18 protein-coding genes and 3 tRNA genes are annotated in these 18,383 nt (G+C 54.8%); 9 read left to right on the top strand and 12 right to left on the bottom strand.

Features of this window, described 5'->3' with window-relative positions; genetic code table 11:
* Positions 1-164: 164 nt before the first annotated feature.
* The 5 genes from proP (at position 165) to QMZ29_RS24200 (ending at position 5,102) form a co-directional block, all read left to right on the top strand.
* Positions 165-1,667: a glycine betaine/L-proline transporter ProP gene (proP, locus tag QMZ29_RS24220; protein ID WP_025302375.1), complete on the top strand. Its 1,503-nt coding sequence runs from the start codon at positions 165-167 to the stop codon at positions 1,665-1,667.
* A gap of 99 nt (positions 1,668-1,766) precedes the next feature.
* Positions 1,767-2,693: a LysR family transcriptional regulator gene (locus tag QMZ29_RS24215; protein ID WP_261423665.1), complete on the top strand. Its 927-nt coding sequence runs from the start codon at positions 1,767-1,769 to the stop codon at positions 2,691-2,693.
* A 110-nt stretch (positions 2,694-2,803) separates the two neighbouring features.
* On the top strand, positions 2,804-4,432 hold the full coding sequence (locus QMZ29_RS24210; RefSeq protein ID WP_141997744.1) for a GMC family oxidoreductase: 1,629 nt from the start codon (positions 2,804-2,806) through the stop codon (positions 4,430-4,432).
* Positions 4,433-4,601: 169 nt separating this feature from the next.
* Complete coding sequence (locus tag QMZ29_RS24205; RefSeq protein ID WP_261423666.1) at positions 4,602-4,730, top strand: hypothetical protein; 129 nt, start codon at positions 4,602-4,604, stop codon at positions 4,728-4,730.
* A gap of 102 nt (positions 4,731-4,832) precedes the next feature.
* Complete coding sequence (locus QMZ29_RS24200; RefSeq protein ID WP_025302371.1) at positions 4,833-5,102, top strand: hypothetical protein; 270 nt, start codon at positions 4,833-4,835, stop codon at positions 5,100-5,102.
* Between the two features lie 67 nt (positions 5,103-5,169).
* On the opposite strand, the gene QMZ29_RS24195 is transcribed toward QMZ29_RS24200, so the two are convergent.
* From QMZ29_RS24195 to QMZ29_RS24185, 3 genes are all read right to left on the bottom strand, one after another.
* Complete coding sequence (locus tag QMZ29_RS24195) at positions 5,170-5,721, bottom strand: hypothetical protein (RefSeq protein WP_025302370.1); 552 nt, start codon at positions 5,719-5,721, stop codon at positions 5,170-5,172.
* Positions 5,687-5,968: a hypothetical protein gene (locus QMZ29_RS24190; protein ID WP_025302369.1), complete on the bottom strand. Its 282-nt coding sequence runs from the start codon at positions 5,966-5,968 to the stop codon at positions 5,687-5,689. The genes QMZ29_RS24195 and QMZ29_RS24190 overlap by 35 nt, the downstream gene beginning before the upstream one ends.
* Before the next feature lie 140 nt (positions 5,969-6,108).
* Complete coding sequence (locus tag QMZ29_RS24185) at positions 6,109-6,561, bottom strand: PaaI family thioesterase (RefSeq protein WP_025302368.1); 453 nt, start codon at positions 6,559-6,561, stop codon at positions 6,109-6,111.
* 237 nt (positions 6,562-6,798) lie between these two features.
* Between QMZ29_RS24185 and QMZ29_RS24180 the strand changes: the two genes are divergently transcribed.
* The gene (locus tag QMZ29_RS24180; RefSeq protein ID WP_025302367.1) at positions 6,799-8,139 is read left to right on the top strand and encodes an anaerobic C4-dicarboxylate transporter; all 1,341 of its coding nucleotides are present in this window, start codon (positions 6,799-6,801) and stop codon (positions 8,137-8,139) included.
* 178 nt (positions 8,140-8,317) lie between these two features.
* On the opposite strand, the gene QMZ29_RS24175 is transcribed toward QMZ29_RS24180, so the two are convergent.
* The 3 genes from QMZ29_RS24175 to QMZ29_RS24165 all read right to left on the bottom strand — a co-directional run bounded on the left by QMZ29_RS24175 (position 8,318) and on the right by QMZ29_RS24165 (position 10,790).
* Positions 8,318-8,403 (bottom strand) — tRNA-Leu (locus QMZ29_RS24175).
* 10 nt (positions 8,404-8,413) lie between these two features.
* Positions 8,414-8,487, bottom strand: a tRNA-Cys gene (locus QMZ29_RS24170).
* A gap of 896 nt (positions 8,488-9,383) precedes the next feature.
* A complete protein-coding gene (locus QMZ29_RS24165) occupies positions 9,384-10,790 on the bottom strand; it encodes an aminotransferase-like domain-containing protein (RefSeq protein WP_225735594.1) in 1,407 nt (468 codons plus the stop codon).
* Between the two features lie 422 nt (positions 10,791-11,212).
* Between QMZ29_RS24165 and QMZ29_RS24160 the strand changes: the two genes are divergently transcribed.
* From QMZ29_RS24160 to QMZ29_RS24150, 3 genes are read left to right on the top strand one after another with little or no spacing between them, the layout of a single operon-like run.
* Positions 11,213-12,238 (top strand): TauD/TfdA family dioxygenase, encoded by a 1,026-nt coding sequence (locus QMZ29_RS24160; RefSeq protein WP_049205102.1) that lies wholly within the window; start codon positions 11,213-11,215, stop codon positions 12,236-12,238.
* A gap of 24 nt (positions 12,239-12,262) precedes the next feature.
* Complete coding sequence (locus tag QMZ29_RS24155) at positions 12,263-13,048, top strand: sulfite exporter TauE/SafE family protein (RefSeq protein ID WP_261423667.1); 786 nt, start codon at positions 12,263-12,265, stop codon at positions 13,046-13,048.
* Positions 13,049-13,084: 36 nt separating this feature from the next.
* Positions 13,085-13,837, top strand: a complete 753-nt coding sequence (locus tag QMZ29_RS24150; RefSeq protein ID WP_071826108.1) for an SDR family NAD(P)-dependent oxidoreductase — start codon at positions 13,085-13,087, stop codon at positions 13,835-13,837.
* A 402-nt stretch (positions 13,838-14,239) separates the two neighbouring features.
* On the opposite strand, the gene QMZ29_RS25895 is transcribed toward QMZ29_RS24150, so the two are convergent.
* From QMZ29_RS25895 to uvrY, 6 genes are all read right to left on the bottom strand, one after another.
* Positions 14,240-14,440 carry a phage integrase central domain-containing protein gene (locus QMZ29_RS25895; protein WP_380825636.1) on the bottom strand — a complete coding sequence of 67 codons (201 nt, stop codon included), beginning with the start codon at positions 14,438-14,440 and terminating at the stop codon, positions 14,240-14,242.
* 72 nt (positions 14,441-14,512) lie between these two features.
* A complete protein-coding gene (locus tag QMZ29_RS25890) occupies positions 14,513-14,815 on the bottom strand; it encodes an Arm DNA-binding domain-containing protein (RefSeq protein ID WP_392396785.1) in 303 nt (100 codons plus the stop codon).
* 235 nt (positions 14,816-15,050) lie between these two features.
* A tRNA-Gly gene (locus tag QMZ29_RS24140) sits at positions 15,051-15,126 on the bottom strand.
* A 144-nt stretch (positions 15,127-15,270) separates the two neighbouring features.
* Positions 15,271-15,819, bottom strand: coding sequence for a CDP-diacylglycerol--glycerol-3-phosphate 3-phosphatidyltransferase (gene pgsA, locus QMZ29_RS24135; protein WP_004927937.1), 549 nt, complete (start codon positions 15,817-15,819; stop codon positions 15,271-15,273).
* Between the two features lie 58 nt (positions 15,820-15,877).
* Entirely contained in the window at positions 15,878-17,710 is a 1,833-nt protein-coding gene (uvrC, locus tag QMZ29_RS24130; RefSeq protein ID WP_025302361.1) for an excinuclease ABC subunit UvrC, read from the bottom strand.
* Positions 17,703-18,359 carry a UvrY/SirA/GacA family response regulator transcription factor gene (uvrY, locus tag QMZ29_RS24125; RefSeq protein ID WP_004927947.1) on the bottom strand — a complete coding sequence of 219 codons (657 nt, stop codon included), beginning with the start codon at positions 18,357-18,359 and terminating at the stop codon, positions 17,703-17,705. Before uvrY ends, uvrC begins: the two co-directional genes overlap by 8 nt.
* Positions 18,360-18,383: the final 24 nt, after the last annotated feature.

The following is an 18,383-nucleotide window of genomic DNA, read 5'->3' as shown; positions in this document are numbered from 1 at the left end:
CCTCGGCATAAACGACGGTATTTTGTGATCCACATCCCAACTTAAATGTGGATAATGAATCGTCTTGAACCGCGATTCGATTAGCCGATTTGATAACTCGAAAACAACAGTGAACGGAGATTACGCTTTCACGAACAACGAATAATTCATTAAGGGATGATTATATGAAGTTAAGAAAAAAACGACATAAACCGATGCACATTAACGACATCACCATCATCGATGACAGCAAACTCAAGAAGGCGATCACCGCGGCGGCCCTGGGTAACGCGATGGAGTGGTTCGACTTCGGCGTATACGGCTTTGTCGCCTATGCGCTTGGCCAGGTCTTCTTCCCGGGCGCCTCTCCCGGCGTGCAAATGATCGCCGCACTGGCAACCTTCTCCGTGCCCTTCCTGGTGCGTCCACTCGGCGGCCTGTTCTTTGGTGCCATGGGCGATAAGTTCGGTCGCCAGAAGGTTCTCTCGGTCACCATTATCATTATGGCGGTCAGCACCTTCTGTATCGGCCTGATCCCGTCCTATGCATCGATCGGCATCTGGGCCCCGATCCTGCTGCTGCTGGCCAAACTGGCGCAGGGCTTCTCCGTCGGCGGTGAATATTCCGGTGCGGCGATCTTCGTCGCCGAATACTCGCCGGACCGCAAACGCGGCTTTATGGGTAGCTGGCTGGACTTCGGCTCCATCGCCGGCTTTGTGATGGGCGCAGGCGTAGTGGTGCTGATCTCCAGCATCGTCGGCGAAGCCAACTTCCTCGACTGGGGCTGGCGTATCCCGTTCTTCATCGCCGCGCCGCTCGGCCTGATCGGCCTCTACCTGCGCCATGCGCTGGAAGAAACCCCGGCGTTCCAGCAGCACGTGGACAAGATGGAGAAAGAGGATCGCAACGCCATCGAAAATCCGCCAAAGACCTCGTTCAAAGAGATCGCGGCCAAACACTGGAAAAGTTTGCTGGTGTGTGTCGGTATCGTGATTTCCACCAACGTGACCTATTACATGCTGCTGACTTATATGCCGAGCTACCTCTCGCATAACCTGCACTACTCGGAAGATCACGGCGTTCTGATCATCATCGCCATCATGATCGGCATGCTGTTCGTGCAGCCGGTGATCGGCCTGACCAGTGACCGCATCGGCCGTAAGCCGTTCATTATCGGTGGCAGCATCGGCCTGTTGGCGTTGGCGATCCCGTGCTTCATTCTGATCAACAGCAACGTCATCGGCCTGATTTTCGTCGGCCTGCTGGTGCTGGCGGTGCTGCTCAACTCCTTCACCGGGGTGATGGCCTCCATCCTGCCGGCGATGTTCCCGACGCACATCCGTTACAGCGCGCTGGCGATTTCGTTCAACATTTCGGTACTGATCGCCGGTGCGACGCCGACCGTTGCCGCCTGGCTGGTGGAAGCGACCGGCAACCTGTACATGCCGGCCTACTACCTGATGGTCGTTGCAGTGATCGGTCTTATCACCGGTCTGTACATGAAAGAAACCGCCAACAAGCCGCTGCGCGGCGCGACGCCGGCCGCCTCTGACCGCTCCGAGGCAAAAGAGCTGCTGCAGGAAACCTACGACAACATCGAACAGAAAGTCGAGGACATCAACGCGCAGATCGCCGAACTGGAAAAGAAAAAACAGATCCTGATCGACCAGCACCCCAAACTGGACTGATTCGCTCTGACAAGCAAAAAACCACCCATCCGGGTGGTTTTTTTTGCCTGCCGTGCAGAGAGTGGTAACTTGACCCGGCGGATGCCGAAGGAGAGATGAATGAATCAGTTTCAGGAGATGGCGACCTATATCGCCGTGGTCGAGGCCGCCAACATCAGCGCCGCCGCCCGCCGCTTGGGCACCACCAAGTCGGTGGTCAGCAGACGCATCCAGCAGTTGGAGACGCGCCTTGGGACTGTGCTGTTCGAACGCGGGAAAACGCTTGGGCTGACCGACGCCGGCCACCTGTTCTATCAGCGCGCCGTTCTCATATTAAGCGAAGTGAGCGATGCCGAAGAGTCGGTGCGAACACTGCACGGCCAACTGCAGGGCCCGCTGCGGTTAACCGCGCCGATGGCGTTCAGCATCCGCTATCTGGCACCGCTGTTATCCACCTTTATGGCACAGTACCCGAGCCTCAATCTGGACGTGGAGTACAGCGATCGCCTGGCCAATCTGAATCAGGAGAATTTCGATGTCGCCATCCGTATCGGCCCCTTGGCGGATTCCGAGCTGATCGCGCAGCGCATCTGCGCCAACCGCCATTTGATTTGCGCCAGCCCAGCCTATCTTGCCCAGAAAGGCACGCCGATGCACCCGCAACACCTGCAACAGCACCAGGGGTTGCTGTATATTCAGCGCGAACCGACCGGCATGCTGCAGCTCCCCATCGAGGGCGAAATCCGGTCGTTTCGTATCGGTAAACGGCTGCGCACCGATAACGCTTTTCACCTGTTGGCGGCGGCTAAAGCCGGTTTGGGCCTCGCCATCCTGCCCGCATTTATCGCCGCCGACGCGATACGCGCGGGGGAACTGCGCATTGTGTTGGCCGCCTATTCACCCGACGGCGGCGACATTTCCGCCGTCTATCGCCGTTCAAAACGCGCATCCCCCAAGATCAAGGCGCTGGTGGACTTTCTGAGTGAACACATTGGCCATACGCCCAGTTGGGAAACCGCACTCTCCTCTTTCCTGACGTCAACCTGAAAGGTTCGCAGAACGCGAACCCGAGGTTCGAATTTCGCCTGCTTGTTGCTTGTGCTTCAGGGTTTTAGTCTGCAGAACACACACTTTCTGCCCGCTCTGGAGACTCTGCCATGAAAGACTTATCACGCCGTCAGCTGATATCAAAAACGCTTGTCGCTTCAGCCGCCGCCACGCTCGGCGCTTCCACATCGGTTTCCGCATTATCGGCGCAATCACAACCGGCCCAACGGACCAGAGAGACATCCCCTACTTTCGACGTAGTCATCGTCGGCGGCGGTTCCGCCGGCGCGGTGATGGCGGCTCGCCTCAGCGAAAACCCTGCGCGCCGGGTCCTGCTGTTAGAAGCCGGGCACAGTTACGCGCCCTACGATTATCCGCGCCTCATCGCGGACAGCGACGTCCTCGGCGCCAATGGCAACCCGGAGTTCGAATGGGGATACCGGACAGAACCCGGCTATGTCAGCCACGCGATCGGCGCTATCCGCGGTAAAGTCTTGGGTGGCAGTTCAGGCGTCAACGGTGCCGTGGCGATCCGCGCCCGTCCGGAAGATTTCAACCGCTGGGATCTGCCGGGATGGGGCTATCAGGACCTGCTGCCCGCCTTCAAAAAACTGGAGACTCGTCATGGCCTGCACGACCGCGCAATCCATGGCGATAGCGGCCCTTTTCCCGTCGTGCAACTCACATTGGATGACATCACGCCAATGCAACGCGCTTTCGTCGCCGCCACGCGCGCCAACGGCTATGACGCGATTGACGATTTTGATGGCCCTTCAGCCAATGGCGTCGGCCCCTACCCGATGAATATCGTCAACGGCGTACGCGTTAACACCGGCATGGCCTATCTGGATGAGAAAACCCGCGCCAGAGACAATCTTACCCTGCGTGCAGATACGCTGGTCGACCGCGTGATATTTGACGGGCAGCACGCGATCGGCGTCCGCCTGGCCAGCGGCGAAGAAATCCATGCCGCTGAAGTGATCCTGAGCGCGGGAACCTACGGTAGCGCCGCCGTTTTGATGCGATCCGGCATCGCGCCTGCGCAACAGTCGAAGCGTCTGGGGATCCCCGTCGTCGCCGATCTCCCCGTCGGCGAAAACCTGGTCGATCACCCCTTTTATTACAATGCCTACGCCGCCCGCCCCGATGTCATCGGCAGCCAAACGCCGGTTATCGGTGCCAAGCTGTGGACCCACAGCAGCCAGGCGGAACCGGGAGAGCTCGATCTGCACATTACCGCGACGCATCTGTTTCCTCATGACCAAAGCCCTACCGGCGTCGGTTTTGTCCTGGCGGTGGCGCTGACTCGGCCACAATCCACCGGACGAGTCTGGCTGGAAAGCCGCGATCCAGCGGCAGCCCCTCACATTGATCTTAACTTCCTGGCGCAAGAGAACGACCGCGTTCGCTTGTTGGAAGGGGTCAAACTGGCGCGTAAAATAGGGCAAACCGCCCCGCTGTCTACGCTTGTCCACAGCGAGCTTGCGCCCGCTGCAGACAGCGACGAGGCCATTCTTGCCTCGATGGTGGCGACGTTGGATACCTATCATCACCCGACCTCTTCCGCGCCGATGGGAAATGCCGGCGAACCGAAGGCGGTCGTTGACCTTCAGGGCCGCGTACACGGCGTATACGGGCTTCGGGTCGTCGACGCATCCATCTTCCCCGACGTTCCCTCCGTCGCCACTAATGTGACGACGATCGCCACCGCCGAGCATATCGCCCGACACTACGCCTGACCGTTTGGCGGCAAGATAGGCTGTTGAAACCCGGCCGGTCATCCTGATGGCCGGCCTTCGCCATTCCGCAGCGGCACAATCGAAATAACGGCGGCACATTTTATCCTGCCGGGAAACGATGTTACCCTCGTGGCCACCGTCACCTCTGCAAAACATTCTCATGGGCAAAATGGATCTTCCCATCATCATCGGCATCCTGGTTATGCTAACCCTATGGCTCGGCGCGCTCTTCAACATCGGCGATCTCAGCCTCACCATTTCGCGCCTGTTTCACTGGTTCGAAAGCCAACGTGGATAACCTGGGTTCGCGATAACGCAGGCAGCGAGCAAACATCGGCTATGATTGAAAGACGTTACGTCATTTTCCGAGACTGTCGCGCGCGATAAAGAGGACCGCATCATGACCGACTATGGATTCTACAATCAAATCCTGACCCGGCTGGCCGCCAATCACCCCGGCACGCTGGATGAGAAAACCTACGAACTGTGGAAGCAGGACGCCACCAGCCCGCACGCCTTCGCCGATCCCTTCGCCTATCTCAAAACCAAGGGGCTGATACAGGCCTATGTGATGAGCGACATCGACGAGAACAACTATGATATCGACCCGCATCAAACGCGGATCACCGCCGCCGGCCTTGAATTCATTCGCAACGGCGGGTTTAAATAAGGGGGATACGCGCCAACAAAAAACCGCCAGACGGCGGTTTTTTTACTCTAAAAGCACCCGGACCGGCTCAGGCGGGGAAAGGCCGATAAAAAATGCGCAGCACTTCGTTATCACCCTGGCGTAAAAAACCGCCTTCCGGCTGCCAGCGCAGATCGCGCGCCAGATTGAGATTTTCCCAGCCGACCGCGCCCCCCACGCCGATGCAAAGATTTTTATTGCCTGCGGCAAATCCCGCACCGGTACCGATCATGGCATGCAGCAAACGGGGCGCAGCCGCGTCGCGCAGGGAGAATATGCCGATAAAACATCCCTGCGGCGCGCGCAGCATATCGGCCATAGTGCGGATCTCGGTATCATCCGGGCTAACGAAATGTTTGTATTGCTTATCGAACACCGTCTGCCACAACTGCTTGTATTTCGCCTTGCTGAGCGCGCCAGAACGGTGAGCACAAAGCACCACCGCATCCCAGCACATCTCCCCGCTGAGCGAAAGATACTCTTCCGTATCGGTTTGCGGCTTATCGGCGTAATGCCGTGCAAATTCGGCCGCATTCAAATGCGGCGGCACGGCCTGTTTGGCAACGTCACTCTTGTAGCGCTTGAAATTCAACCAATGCATGGGGACTGTCCTCTTCACCCTCTAGATTAATGAACCTGAAGCCGTGGATGAGACGAGCCATCAAATCCAGAGCGTCGTCGGCGATGGCGGTTTCGTCGTCATTCAGCCCCTGTTCCACCGAGCGCTCAATCGCGTTCATCACCGCCGGAGCGCTGGTTTCTTCCCCCTGCGCCACCACGTCTAATACGGCTTTGCCGATCGCCAGACAAAGCTCATGATCAAACTCAACCTCTTTATACGGCTGCATAACCACCCCGATAAATTTTTACCCAAGAATACTAGACCACAATGGCGTATCGCGCCTGTCATCCTAGCGCAGCAAGGTATGCAGCCGAAGAGAAATGCATCAGGCCCCGGGTTGATAGCCCGAAGCCCGATAAAGGCAGGTTATTGCGGGGCTTGATCGGTAGGACGAATGATAAAACACGTGGCGGTTGCCGAGGCCAGCAGCTTCCCTTCAGCCGTTTTGAGCGTGCCTTCGGCGAAAGCGACATTTTTCGACGCATAGACCAGACGCCCCTCGGCGATCAGATCACTCTCCTTTGGCACCGGGCGCAACATTTTAACCTGCAGATCGACGGTGCCATAACCAATCCCTGCGCCCAGCGTACTGTGCACCGCGCAACCGGTCACCGAGTCCAATACCGTAGCGGCGAAACCGCCATGTACGCCCCCCAACGGATTCAGATGGCGCCCGTCTGCTCGCGCCACAATACGGATATACCCCTCTTCAACCGCGTCCGGTTTCATGGGCACCGTTTCAGCGATTGAAGCCGGTGGAATTTTGCCGGCCATCGCAGCCTGTAATAACGCCAACCCCGTCATTTTTGTCGGATCCATTGCTCTCTCCTCTGGTGGTGAACCGGTTATATAGGAGAGGTCTGACCTCTTGACTTGCTTTTTCGTGCTGATGTCGTCAGCCGCCTGCTCTTCAGATTCTCTGAACGTGACCGCCATCACTCTTTAGAGTTAATAACCACAATTTTTTAGCGCCTTTAGATTTAAAACAACTTTCTGCTGTAAACGCCGCCGGAAACTGAACGCAGTTAAGTTCAACATTATTAAGGCGTATCTATCATGGATTTCTTTCTGCAATTAGCGGTTATATTGGCATGCTTGCTGTATGGGGCGCGTAAGGGCGGCATTGCGCTGGGGTTACTGGGCGGTATCGGTTTGATGATCCTGGTGTTCGGCTTTCACCTGCAGCCCGGCAAACCGCCGGTAGACGTGATGCTGGTGATCATCGCGGTGGTGGCGGCCTCCGCCACCCTGCAGGCCTCAGGCGGGTTGGACGTCATGCTGCAGATCGCCGAGCGGATGCTGCGGCGCAACCCGCGTTATGTCTCGATCATCGCACCGTTCGTCACCTGCATTCTCACGATCCTGTGTGGCACCGGCCATGTGGTCTACACCATCTTGCCAATCATCTATGACGTGGCGATCAAAAATAACATCCGCCCGGAACGGCCGATGGCGGCCAGCTCGATCGGCGCGCAGATGGGCATTATCGCCAGCCCAGTCTCAGTGGCGGTCGTTTCACTGGTGGCGATGCTCAGTAGCTACACCTTCAATGGCCGCCATCTGGAATTCCTCGATCTGCTGTCTATCACCATACCTTCCACCCTGTGCGGCATTCTGGCGATCGGCATCTTCAGTTGGTTCCGCGGCAAAGACCTGGACAAAGATCCCGAGTTCCAGAAATTCATCTCGGTGCCGGAGAACCATCGCTACGTCTATGGCGACGCCGCCACCCTGCTGGACCGGGTATTACCGCGCAGCAACTGGATCGCCATGTGGATTTTCCTCGCCACTATCGCCCTGGTGGCGGTGCTGGGAGCCTTTTCCGACCTTCGGCCCAGCTTCGGTGGCAAGCCGCTCTCCATGGTCCTGGTGATCCAGATGTGTATGCTGATGGCCGGGGCGCTGATCGTCATCATTACCCGCACCAACCCGGCGTCTATCTCTAAAAACGAGGTGTTCCGTTCCGGCATGATCGCCATCGTGGCGGTGTATGGCGTCGCCTGGATGGCGGAAACCATGTTCGGCGCGCACCTGGCGCAGATAGAAGCCACGCTGGGCGTGCTGGTGAAAGAGTACCCTTGGGCCTATGCGCTGATCCTGCTGCTGGTGTCGAAATTCGTCAATTCGCAGGCCGCCGCACTGGCGGCGTTGGTGCCGGTGGCGTTGGCAATCGGCGTCAACCCGGCCTATATCGTCGCTTCGGCGCCGGCCTGCTATGGCTACTATATTTTGCCAACCTACCCCAGCGATCTGGCGGCGATCCAGTTCGACCGCTCCGGCACCACCCGCATCGGCCGCTTCGTGATCAACCACAGCTTTATTCTGCCCGGCCTGATCGGCGTCAGCGTCTCCTGCGTCTTCGGTTGGATCCTCGCCGCGGCGTTCGGTTTCTTATGAGTTGTACTTCGGAGCCCTGCGGGGCTCCCTGCAAGCAGGATGACAATCCATGGGGATAGGGTATGGCAAGAAAGGGCAGAATGCAGGTGTAATGCGAATTCCAGAAACAAAAAAACCGCCTCTCGGCGGTCTACGACATTACTACTTATTGCTTTGATTATTCGGTATTTTTATTCCCTGGTACCCGGGGCGGGACTTGAACCCGCACAGCCATAAGCCGAGGGATTTTAAATCCCTTGTGTCTACCGATTTCACCACCCGGGCTCGGGAAAGTTGGAGGCGCGTTCCGGAGTCGAACCGGACTGGACGGATTTGCAATCCGCTACATAACCGCTTTGTTAACGCGCCTTTATTCTGTTTGCCTTTTCAGGCCAAAGCCGGTGATTCACCCACTTCGTTTTGTTCTTTTGGTTGGCGATGTTGAAATCGCTTATCCTAATCATCTGATTCTTAAGTAATTTATTTCGTTACCGCCGAATCGATGGACTGCATTATGGACTAAACCCCCCACCTTGGCAACCCCCCGAAATAGCAAAAAGTTCTCTAACGCTTTCAACTGCTTATTTTGTGGGCGCACTGTTCACAATGCCGACGGAAAGGCAAGCGGAATGTTGATTTTATATGCGTCGGCTCGGGAATTCACGGGCAAATCGGATCTTTTTTTCTCTACAGGAATCGCTTACCTCCCCCTCTCCGGCTTTTCACCTGCTTATGATGATGGGATATCATGTAAAACATCATCATGGGGACATCGCGCAATCTCCAGCGCCGCAGCCCTGAACGGCCAACGCAACTGCAGAGCTGGGGACTTACGCCAGGTTGTCCAACGCACGATGGGTCGGCATCAATCCCCCTGCAGAGCACCGGCACGATGTCCAATCAAATGTGCCTGTTTTCGCCGTTCAACGGGGGCATCCTACGGTATGAAAACGACTGGAGATATAGGGACATATGAAGTTGTTCTATCACTCTACCGTGCCAGCTCAATGCCCTGACAGCAGCGTTACTGATTGGGTGCAGCTTGGCTTATCATTCGATGACAAGCTTGCCCACTTAGAAGGACGGAGGGTCTGCTGAGTTAGTGCAAGTTACTTTTTAAGTATGCCCAGTGGAAAAGCTGTAGAACCAGTCGCAGAGCCCCTTAAATGCCCAAAGATTGATTCAGGCTAAGGATCGAAGCTCCATTGGACACGGCCTCCCCCGACGAACTGTCGCCTGACGGCTACTTATATGTATGCGCTGCTTTAGTAAAACAAGCGTGGTTCGGGAGAGGCTAGCAAGCTGGCCAGCGTGGTTAACGCAAACTTCAGTTCGGCGCGACTCGGTGACATCAAGGCAATTCGCACGCCATTAGAGGCGATAGTACGCTGTGCTAGGAACTGGCTGCCGCTAACGACCATTACCCCATGAGCACGGGCCAAGTTGGCAAACTCATCGCAAGTCCATGGTTCGGGCAATTCCAACCAAACGTGGAAGCTGTTGGGCTGGCTGCAAATTCGATAACTGCCAAGAACTTCCTTGACCAGTCTCTGCCGTGCAGCGGCCTCATCTTGCTGCGCTTTGACTAATCGCTCACCCATACCGCTGCAGATCACGTTGCTGGCCAACTGTGCCATCATCGGCGAAGGCATCCATACGCTGCTACGGACCATGGATGACAAGCGTGAGAGAGTCTCAGGAGGCGCGTACAGGTAGCCAATACGTAACGCGGGAAGAATGCTCTTTGAAAGGCTCGTCAAATAGATGGATCGCTCAGGTGCATAGGCCGAAATCGGTTTACTCGCTGGCTGGACCTCCAGAAAACCGTAAATATCATCGTCAATAATGAATACATCATGCTCGCGGGCAATCTGCGCGATTGCCTCGCGACGCTCCGGGGGCATGATTGAATTAGTTGGATTTTGGTGGGTGGTTACGCAAATTAGTAACGCTGGGCGGTGCTCAACGCAAGCGGCGCGGAAAGCCTCAGGGAGTAGCCCGAATTCATCTATCTGTACGCCCTGCAGTCGCCGATCGAGGCTATGAGCAAGAGAGATGATTCCAGGATAGCAATGCTCTTCGCACAAAATCACATCATTGGTTTTCGATAGGCTACTGATCGCCACTAGCAAGCCATGCTGCGCTCCGGAAGTGAGGACGATCTGCTGCCACGTTGCATCTGGCAGACTGCGTTGCACCCAACGAGCCCCCGCTTGCTTGTGTACTGCGTGCCCACCATCGCTGGTGTAGTCCATCACACGGCCCAAATCCGCTGAGTGCGCGAGTTCAATAATTGACTGCCGCAACCAACCGTCTATGTCGGCGTCACTAGGCTTAATTATTGAAAGATCAATCTGTGCATTGTCTTCGGGGGAGCGCTCGCCTATCGCGCGTGGCGCAGCCTTGGTTTGGGCAGGCAGGACAAAGGTCCCGCGACCGACCTCACCGATCACTAGCCCACGTTTGGCCGCTTCGTCATAGGCACGGCCAATGGTCCCAGGAGTGACTTTCAAAGTTCCAGCGAGATCCTTGAGCGTTGGCAGCCGCTCGTCAGGCTGCAGGCGCCCGGAATTGATGTCCTGCTCCAGGGCATCGGCAATCATCAGGTAAACCGGTTTCTCATGATCGCTGTATTGAGGGACCCACATAGGTAAAGCACCAGATATCTTCATGAATGCCAAATCCTAGCATAAAAGTATATGCAAGCGTTATGGGTGTAATCGAGGAACCCGTTAAAGGTTATCGAGCTATTTTCAGAATATTTCCTTGATTTCATTACTTAGCCCACCCTAATTCTCGCAAAAACCGCAGGTAACCAGAGAATTAAAATAAAAAATAAATAGTTTAAAATCAAAAAATTAATACCAAAGCAGGTGTTAGTTAAATCATTGTGACAGAAATTAATTGAATTTCCGCAATCGATTCAATTACAGTAATTGAATCGATGTAATAAGGTTGAATTGATCGATTCATTAATGGCGTCTGCTTGAGACAAAGCAAAAAAAACGTGATTTAAATCACAAAAAAATAACAACAGGGAGTGCTGTCCGCAAATCAAGCGAGTCGAGCACCGAAATATGGAAACTTAGTTGAAATGGAACGCACACAGCACAATCAAGACACCGAGTCTGTGACAACGTTGGAGATCCGCCTGCCATGGGTCACCTCCAGCGCATGGCAAACGGTCTTAAGCCAGACTCCGCTGGATTTTGAATCCACCAAGGATATTTATTTTCAGCTTAAGGAGCAGGCCCAGGACATAATTGGAGCCGAACTAACTCGCCAGATCCGTACATTCGTTGAAGACCCGGCGATTACTGCAATGGTGATAAGGAATTGCCCACGAGATCGTGATACTCCGCCGACACCGTACTCTGGCGTGTTGAGTCCGAAGAGCACCCCCATTGCCTGCCTCGTGAACCTCTCGCTGCAAAGCCTGTTAGGTATTCACCCCGTCGTATACGAAGGTGAAAATGACGGTCGTTTATTTCGGCATGTGATTCCTTCACGAGCATCAGCTAGTCAGAAAAGTTCTCACGGTTCCCGTCTTCGCTTTTCCTACCACGTAGACAACCCAGATTTGCCGTTGTCGTCTGAGGCTGTCGGCGATATTTCGTGCTGCCCGGAATACTTGTCGTTCGTCGGCATACGCTGCGACCCACGAATCAACACCACACTAGTCAATCTTGATGAAGTCCTCAACAGCCTTCCGGATTCTATTGTGCATGAACTGAGTTTGCCGAATTTTGAAGTGCGACGCCCGGATTCTTTCGCCAGTAATCGTCGTTCGACGCCTAACCTGGCTGTGTTGGTCCGAGGGTTGGGCAACGAGTGGTTGTGTCGTTTCGATAGTGAAAACACGTACGGCACAAATACCCCTGCCGCACACGCGCTTGATGTCCTGCGAACGATGCTTGAAACCCGTAAGTTCGATAAGCCGCATCTCTTGCTACCTGGGGACTTCATGATCTTCAAGAACCAGCGGGTACTCCACGCTCGGGATGCTTTCGAGCCGCAGAATGACGGTGCAGATCGTTGGCTAATTCGTTTGTTCGCGGTCAATAGCCTGAGCCGAGTGCGCTTGGCGCGTGCAGATCATCTTTACGAAGTCCTTTCCTGAATTTTTTCTTATAAAGGTATTACCATGGAACTACTAGGAGCCTATTGGGCTGAGCATTGGATATTTGCGATTATTTTGCTGGGTACTATTGCGTTTATAGCTGGCTTTGTCGACAGCATCGCAGGTGGTGGAGGCTTGTTCTTGGTGCCGGGCTTTTTGCTCGTTGGCCTGCCGCCGCAAGTCGCACTGGGCCAGGAAAAATTAGTCAGTACCTTGGGAACTCTTGCGGCGATAAGGAATTTTCTGGTCAATAGCAAGATGGTCTGGAAGGTGGCTCTTGTAGGCGTCCCATTTTCGCTATTGGGCGCGTATCTGGGGGCGAACCTGATTGTTTCAATTCCACAGGAAACAGTCGGTAAGATCATTCTTGCTTTGATCCCCTTTGGTATTCTGATTTTTCTTACACCAAAAGATCGGCCAATACAGGAACATGTCTTGTCTCATGGAATGCTGTTTACTGTGGTGCCACTGACATGCTTGGTTATTGGCTTCTATGATGGTTTCTTCGGGCCAGGCACAGGAAGCATGTTTATTATTGCCTTTCACTACCTGCTCAAAATGGACCTGGTTTCCAGCTCCGCAAACTCCAAGACATTCAACTTTGCCTCAAACATCGGGGCGCTGGTGGCATTTGTTATTGCCGGCAAGGTGATTTATTTGCTTGCTTTGCCGTTGGTGGCCTGCAACATCCTTGGCAACCATCTGGGCAGTGCCTTGGCAATTCGTAAGGGCAATGACGTCGTGCGTAAAGCTCTGGTATTTTCGATGCTCTGCTTGTTCGCCAGTCTTGGCGTGAAGTATCTGGCCTGAGTTTCCAACGATATTTCTAACAAAGGTAGGAATAGTATGCGAACTGCATTAGTCACCGGGGCTTCAGCCGGCTTTGGTAAAGCAATCTGTCATCGGCTGATTGCCGAAGGCTATCGGGTCATAGGCGCTGCACGCCGCATGGAGAAGCTCTTGCTCCTGCGGCAGGAGCTTGGCGAACAGTTCATCCCGCTGCCGCTGGATGTCACTGATCCGCTGTCCCTCGACAAGGCGTTCGAGCAGGTGAGTGAGGCCCCGTTCTCCATTGATATACTGGTGAATAATGCTGGGCTGGCGTTGGGCATTGAGCGTGCACAGCAGAGCAATGTACAAAATTGGGAGCGCATGATCGCCACTAACATCACCGGTCTTGCCCTCGTCACTCATCGAGTTCTGCCAGGGATGGTTGAGGCTAACAGCGGACTGATCATCAACATTGGATCGATCGCCGGGACCTACCCATATCCGGGAGGTAATGTATATGGAGCCAGCAAGGCTTTCGTCAAACAATTCAGTTTGAATCTGCGCGCCGATTTGGCTGGTACCCATGTGAGAGTTACCAATATCGAGCCCGGCCTGTGTTCTGGGACTGAATTCTCGGTGGTACGACTCAATGGCAATATGGAAGCGGTCGAAGCTCTGTACAAAGATGTAAAAGCTATTGCTCCTGAGGACATCGCCAACACTGTATTCTGGATCATCCAGCAGCCGGAGCATCTGAATATCAACACGATAGAAATAATGCCGGTGGCCCAGAGCAGTGCGGCTCTCAATGTCGTACGCAACCTGTAGTGGGGTACTCGGATCAGTTGTGATCGGCATGGGATAGGAGTGGCACTCGAATCCCAGGTCGCGCTCTACTGCCAGGCTGACTACCGCATTGCCCAGCGTGAACAGCGCCATCGCCATCAACAACAGACGCTTATCCGATGATTGTTTGCCGTCCCTGTTCATATCCAGCTGCAGTTGCTTGACGATCTCCGGAGGGATAATCCAGAAACCTTGATCCAAGTGGAACTGCTCAGGCGTCGCCAAGCGAAGTTCGCCCGTGCGCACACCAGTCAACATCAACAACCGTAGCACCAGCTGAGTTTGCAACTGTCCCCTGTAGGCACGGAGCTTCTGCAACAATTCAGGCAGTCCGCCCATATGCAGGAAGGGGGTTGTGTCGAACGGGGGATTTGGGCGCGGCCACTACATCAAGGTCAGACGCCGGATTCTGCTCCAAGTCCGGAACCTTAACCAGGGCATAGCGGTACATCGGGTGACAGCCGTTGTGAAAGCCCCACGGCGTTCAATGCTCTCGAGGATATCCAACAAGTCCGTACGCTTGATCTCATAGACAGATTGGGGGCCGAGGGTCGGGAGAATATCTCTGAGGAAGATTCGCTGGATCTGCTCCTGTGTGCTTTAACGGCCCGCCTTCAGACTCTTCTTGCGAAACTCGAACCATTGCTCGAACACCTTCTAGAAGGTGTGATTCTCAGCGAGAAAGGCGTGTCTGCGGTCCTGGTTTCTTTGCTTGCAGGGGTTGATGCCGCGGGCAACCAATTCACAAGCGATGTCGCGACGAGTGCGGGCTTCTTTGAGGGGGATTCCAGGGTAGGTACCCAGAGACAACCATTTCTGCTTGCTGTTCCAGGAATACCGAAAGTGCCAACTTTTGTTGCCTTCGGGTGACACGGCCAACGCGAGGCCATCAGTGTCGCCGAGTGTGCATGCCTTGGCAACGGCTTTTGCCTGCCGAATGGTGGTATCGGAAAGTGCCATGTCCAACTCCTCTGTGCCTGGTTCAGGAACAGATGGTCGGCATATCGCCCAGTGCCATACAGCAACAATGCGCACAAGCTCGCGTCCGTATTGATGGACTAAAAAATGGACTAAAAAGTGTTGGCTGGCGCTGGATTCCAGGGAAAACCTCTGGAATAAAAAAAGGGGCTTTCGCCCCTTTTTCAATGACTTACAAACCTCAATGGAATTCCAAAGAACTCTGCAGATCAAAATTTGGAGCGGGAAACGAGGCTCGAACTCGCGACCTCAACCTTGGCAAGGTTGCGCTCTACCAACTGAGCTATTCCCGCATTACCAGAACTGACTGATTTCTTTGCTATCTTTCGGCAATTCATCGTTGTCGTCTGATGCGATGCATTCTACTTACCTGACGTGATGAGTCAATAAAATTGTTGGCGCATCACGATCGTTTGCCGATTTTTGCAGCGTATCGATCACGGTTCCAGCAGATCGTTGCGTGCCGCGTTCAAATATTGGAACATCGACCAGAAAGTCAGCACCGCCGCGATATACAGCAAACCAATCGCCACATACTCTACGGAGCGATCCGGCCGCCACAGCAAGCCCACCAGCGACATCATCTGCGCCATGGTTTTCACTTTGCCAATCCAGGACACCGCCACGCTGCTGCGTTTGCCAATTTCCGCCATCCACTCACGCAGCGACGAAATGATGATTTCACGGGCGATCATGGTGGCCGCCGGCAGCGTGATCCACCAGCTGTGGTAGTGCTCCGCCACCAGCACCAGCGCCACCGCCACCATCACTTTGTCCGCGACCGGATCCAAAAACGCCCCGAAGCGCGTTGTTTGTTTCCAGCGGCGTGCCAAGAAGCCGTCAAACCAGTCGGTGACGGCGGCAAACACAAAGATAACGGCGCAAACCATCGGAGCCCAGTTGAACGGCAGATAAAACGCCAGCACAAAGAATGGGATCAGAACTACGCGAAACAGGGTAAGCCAAGTCGGTATATTCAATTGCATAATGCTACGGTAACTATCTGGCTAGAGTGGAAATTAAGAGTATGTTGCTACATTGCCCTCAGTGTTTCAATGCATTGTAGATCTTTTCTGCCAATGCTTGTGAAATACCCGGCACTTTTGCAATTTCCTCCACGCTGGCGTTCAACAAAGGTTGCAGTCCGCCCATATACTTCAACAGCACCTGGCGCCGTTTCGGCCCTACGCCTTCAATCAGCTCCAATGCGCTGGTATTTCTGACTTTCGCCCTTCTCTGCCGGTGACCGGTAATCGCATGATTGTGCGAATCGTCGCGGATGTGTTGGATCACATGCAGCGCCGGCGAATCCGGCGGCAGAGAAATTCCCTCGCCTTCCGGGACGAAGAACAACGTTTCTAACCCGGCCTTGCGGTCGGCGCCTTTGGCGATGCCGATCAGCAATGGCTTATTCTTGTCCCAGGTGACGTTCAGCGATTTGAATACCTCGATCGCCATGCCGAGTTGCCCTTTACCGCCGTCGATGAAGATGACATCCGGGATCTTTTTCTCTTCCAGCGCCTTGCCGTAACGGCGCTTCAGCACCTGCGTCATCGCCGCGTAGTCATCGCCAGGCGTGATGCCGCTGATATTATAGCGCCGATACTCCGCTCGCACGGGGCCATTACCGTCGAACACCACGCACGAAGCCACGGTCTGCTCGCCCATGGTATGGCTGATATCAAAGCACTCCATACGGTTGATTTCCGTCAGGTTCAGCACCTTGGCCAATTCCGCCAGCCGCTGATGAATAGTCGACTGCTGCGACAGCTTGGTCGTCAACGCCGTTGCCGCATTGGTGCGCGCCAGCTTCAGATAACGGGCGCGATCGCCGCGCGGTTTGCTTTGAATTTGGATCTTGCGCCCCGCCAACTCGGAGAGCGATTCCGCAAGCAGATCTTTTTCCGGCAGGCTGAAATCCAGTAAGATCTCGCCGGGCAGCGTGCGCGCCTGGCTGCCTTGCAGATAGAACTGGCCAACAAAGGTCTGCACCACCTCGCTCATCTCCGTACCACCCGGCACTTTAGGGAAATAGCTGCGGCTGCCCAGCACCTTGCCCTGTCGGATGAACAGCACGTGCAGGCACGCCATACCGGCATCGAACGCCACGCCAATCACGTCCAGATCGTCGCTGTCGCCCGACACGAACTGCCGCTCCGTGACGCGGCGTACGGCCTGAATTTGATCGCGAATGCGCGCCGCCTCTTCGAAATTAAGCAGTTTGCTGGCTTCTTCCATGCGCGCAATCAGCTGGTGCAATACCTGTTGATCTTTGCCTGAAAGGAACAGCCGCACGTAGTCCACCTGCTGCCGATATTCTTCTTCACTCACCAGGCCGGCGACGCAAGGCCCCAGACAGCGGCCGATCTGATACTGCAGACACGGACGTGAACGGTTGCGATACACGCTGTTTTCGCACTGGCGGATCGGGAACAGCTTCTGCAGCAGCGCCAGCGTTTCGCGTACGGCGTAAGAGTTGGGAAAAGGCCCGAAATATTCGCCCTTGGCGTGTTTGGCGCCGCGATGCACCGCCAAACGGGGATGGGTATCCGCGCTGAGAAAAATCAGCGGATAAGATTTATCGTCTCGCAAAAGAACATTATATCGCGGTTGGTACAATTTAATGTAGTTATGTTCCAACAACAGCGCTTCCGTTTCGGTATGGGTAACCGTTACGTCTATTTGCGCGATATTTTTAACCAGCGTCTCGGTCTTACGGCTGCTGACCTGCTGCCGAAAGTAGCTGGCGAGACGCTTTTTCAGGTCTTTGGCTTTACCGACGTAGATCACCGTCCCCGTGGCGTCGTACATACGATAGACGCCGGGTTGGCTGGTGACGGTACTCAGGAAGGCTTTGGCATCAAAACGATCATTCACTGCTTAACAACGTCTCCGCATTGAACAATCCATGTCGGATGGCCAGGTGAGTCAATTCGACGTCGCCGCTGATATTCAGTTTGCTGAACATGCGGTAACGGTAGCTGTTCACCGTTTTTGGGCTGAGACTCAGTTGCTCCGAGATCTCATTCACTTTTTTGCCTTTGGTGATCATCAACATGATCTGTAACTCGCGTTCAGACAGGCAGCTGAACGGCGTTTCAGCCTGCGGTTCCAGCTGACTCAAGGCCATCTGCTGAGCGATGTCAGACGCGATATAGCGCTGCCCCGCATGCACGGAACGCAAGGCGTTAATCACTTCTTGCGGCGCGGCGCCCTTGCTCAGGTAACCGGCGGCCCCCGCCTGCATCACCTTCGCGGGCAAAGGATTTTCAGTATGGATGGTCAACATGATGACTTTGACGTCGGGCGCATAACGCACAATCTTGCGCGTGGCTTCCAGCCCGCCAATGCCCGGCATATTCATGTCCATCAGCACGATATCGACAGCGTTGCCACGGCACCATTTTACGGCGTCTTCACCGCACTGGGCCTCACCGACAACTTTTATACCTTTGATATCTTCAAGAATGCGTCGTATCCCTGCGCGCACCAGTTCGTGGTCATCAACAAGAAGAACGCTAATCAAGGAAAAATCTCCAAAAAAAGGGAG

Origin of the sequence: Serratia sp. PF-27 (genome assembly GCF_030053255.1) — a bacterium.
In the GTDB taxonomy this organism is placed as follows: domain Bacteria; phylum Pseudomonadota; class Gammaproteobacteria; order Enterobacterales; family Enterobacteriaceae; genus Serratia; species Serratia bockelmannii.
This window is presented reverse-complemented; position numbering and strand designations above follow the sequence as displayed.

Bases quoted from the DNA above. Each gene is read 5' to 3' on its own strand.
- pgsA (WP_004927937.1), bottom strand. From the start codon at position 15,819: ATGCAATTGAATATACCGACTTGGCTTACCCTGTTTCGCGTAGTTCTG.
- QMZ29_RS24205 (WP_261423666.1), top strand. From the start codon at position 4,602: ATGGATCTTCCCATCATCATCGGCATCCTGGTTATGCTAACCCTATGG.
- proP (WP_025302375.1), top strand. From the start codon at position 165: ATGAAGTTAAGAAAAAAACGACATAAACCGATGCACATTAACGACATC.
- QMZ29_RS24180 (WP_025302367.1), top strand. From the start codon at position 6,799: ATGGATTTCTTTCTGCAATTAGCGGTTATATTGGCATGCTTGCTGTAT.
- QMZ29_RS25890 (WP_392396785.1), bottom strand. From the start codon at position 14,815: ATGGCACTTTCCGATACCACCATTCGGCAGGCAAAAGCCGTTGCCAAG.
- QMZ29_RS24215 (WP_261423665.1), top strand. From the start codon at position 1,767: ATGAATCAGTTTCAGGAGATGGCGACCTATATCGCCGTGGTCGAGGCC.
- QMZ29_RS24195 (WP_025302370.1), bottom strand. From the start codon at position 5,721: ATGCATTGGTTGAATTTCAAGCGCTACAAGAGTGACGTTGCCAAACAG.
- QMZ29_RS24185 (WP_025302368.1), bottom strand. From the start codon at position 6,561: ATGGATCCGACAAAAATGACGGGGTTGGCGTTATTACAGGCTGCGATG.
- QMZ29_RS24190 (WP_025302369.1), bottom strand. From the start codon at position 5,968: ATGCAGCCGTATAAAGAGGTTGAGTTTGATCATGAGCTTTGTCTGGCG.
- QMZ29_RS24200 (WP_025302371.1), top strand. From the start codon at position 4,833: ATGACCGACTATGGATTCTACAATCAAATCCTGACCCGGCTGGCCGCC.
- QMZ29_RS24210 (WP_141997744.1), top strand. From the start codon at position 2,804: ATGAAAGACTTATCACGCCGTCAGCTGATATCAAAAACGCTTGTCGCT.
- QMZ29_RS24150 (WP_071826108.1), top strand. From the start codon at position 13,085: ATGCGAACTGCATTAGTCACCGGGGCTTCAGCCGGCTTTGGTAAAGCA.
- QMZ29_RS24155 (WP_261423667.1), top strand. From the start codon at position 12,263: ATGGAACTACTAGGAGCCTATTGGGCTGAGCATTGGATATTTGCGATT.
- QMZ29_RS24160 (WP_049205102.1), top strand. From the start codon at position 11,213: ATGGAACGCACACAGCACAATCAAGACACCGAGTCTGTGACAACGTTG.
- QMZ29_RS24165 (WP_225735594.1), bottom strand. From the start codon at position 10,790: ATGAAGATATCTGGTGCTTTACCTATGTGGGTCCCTCAATACAGCGAT.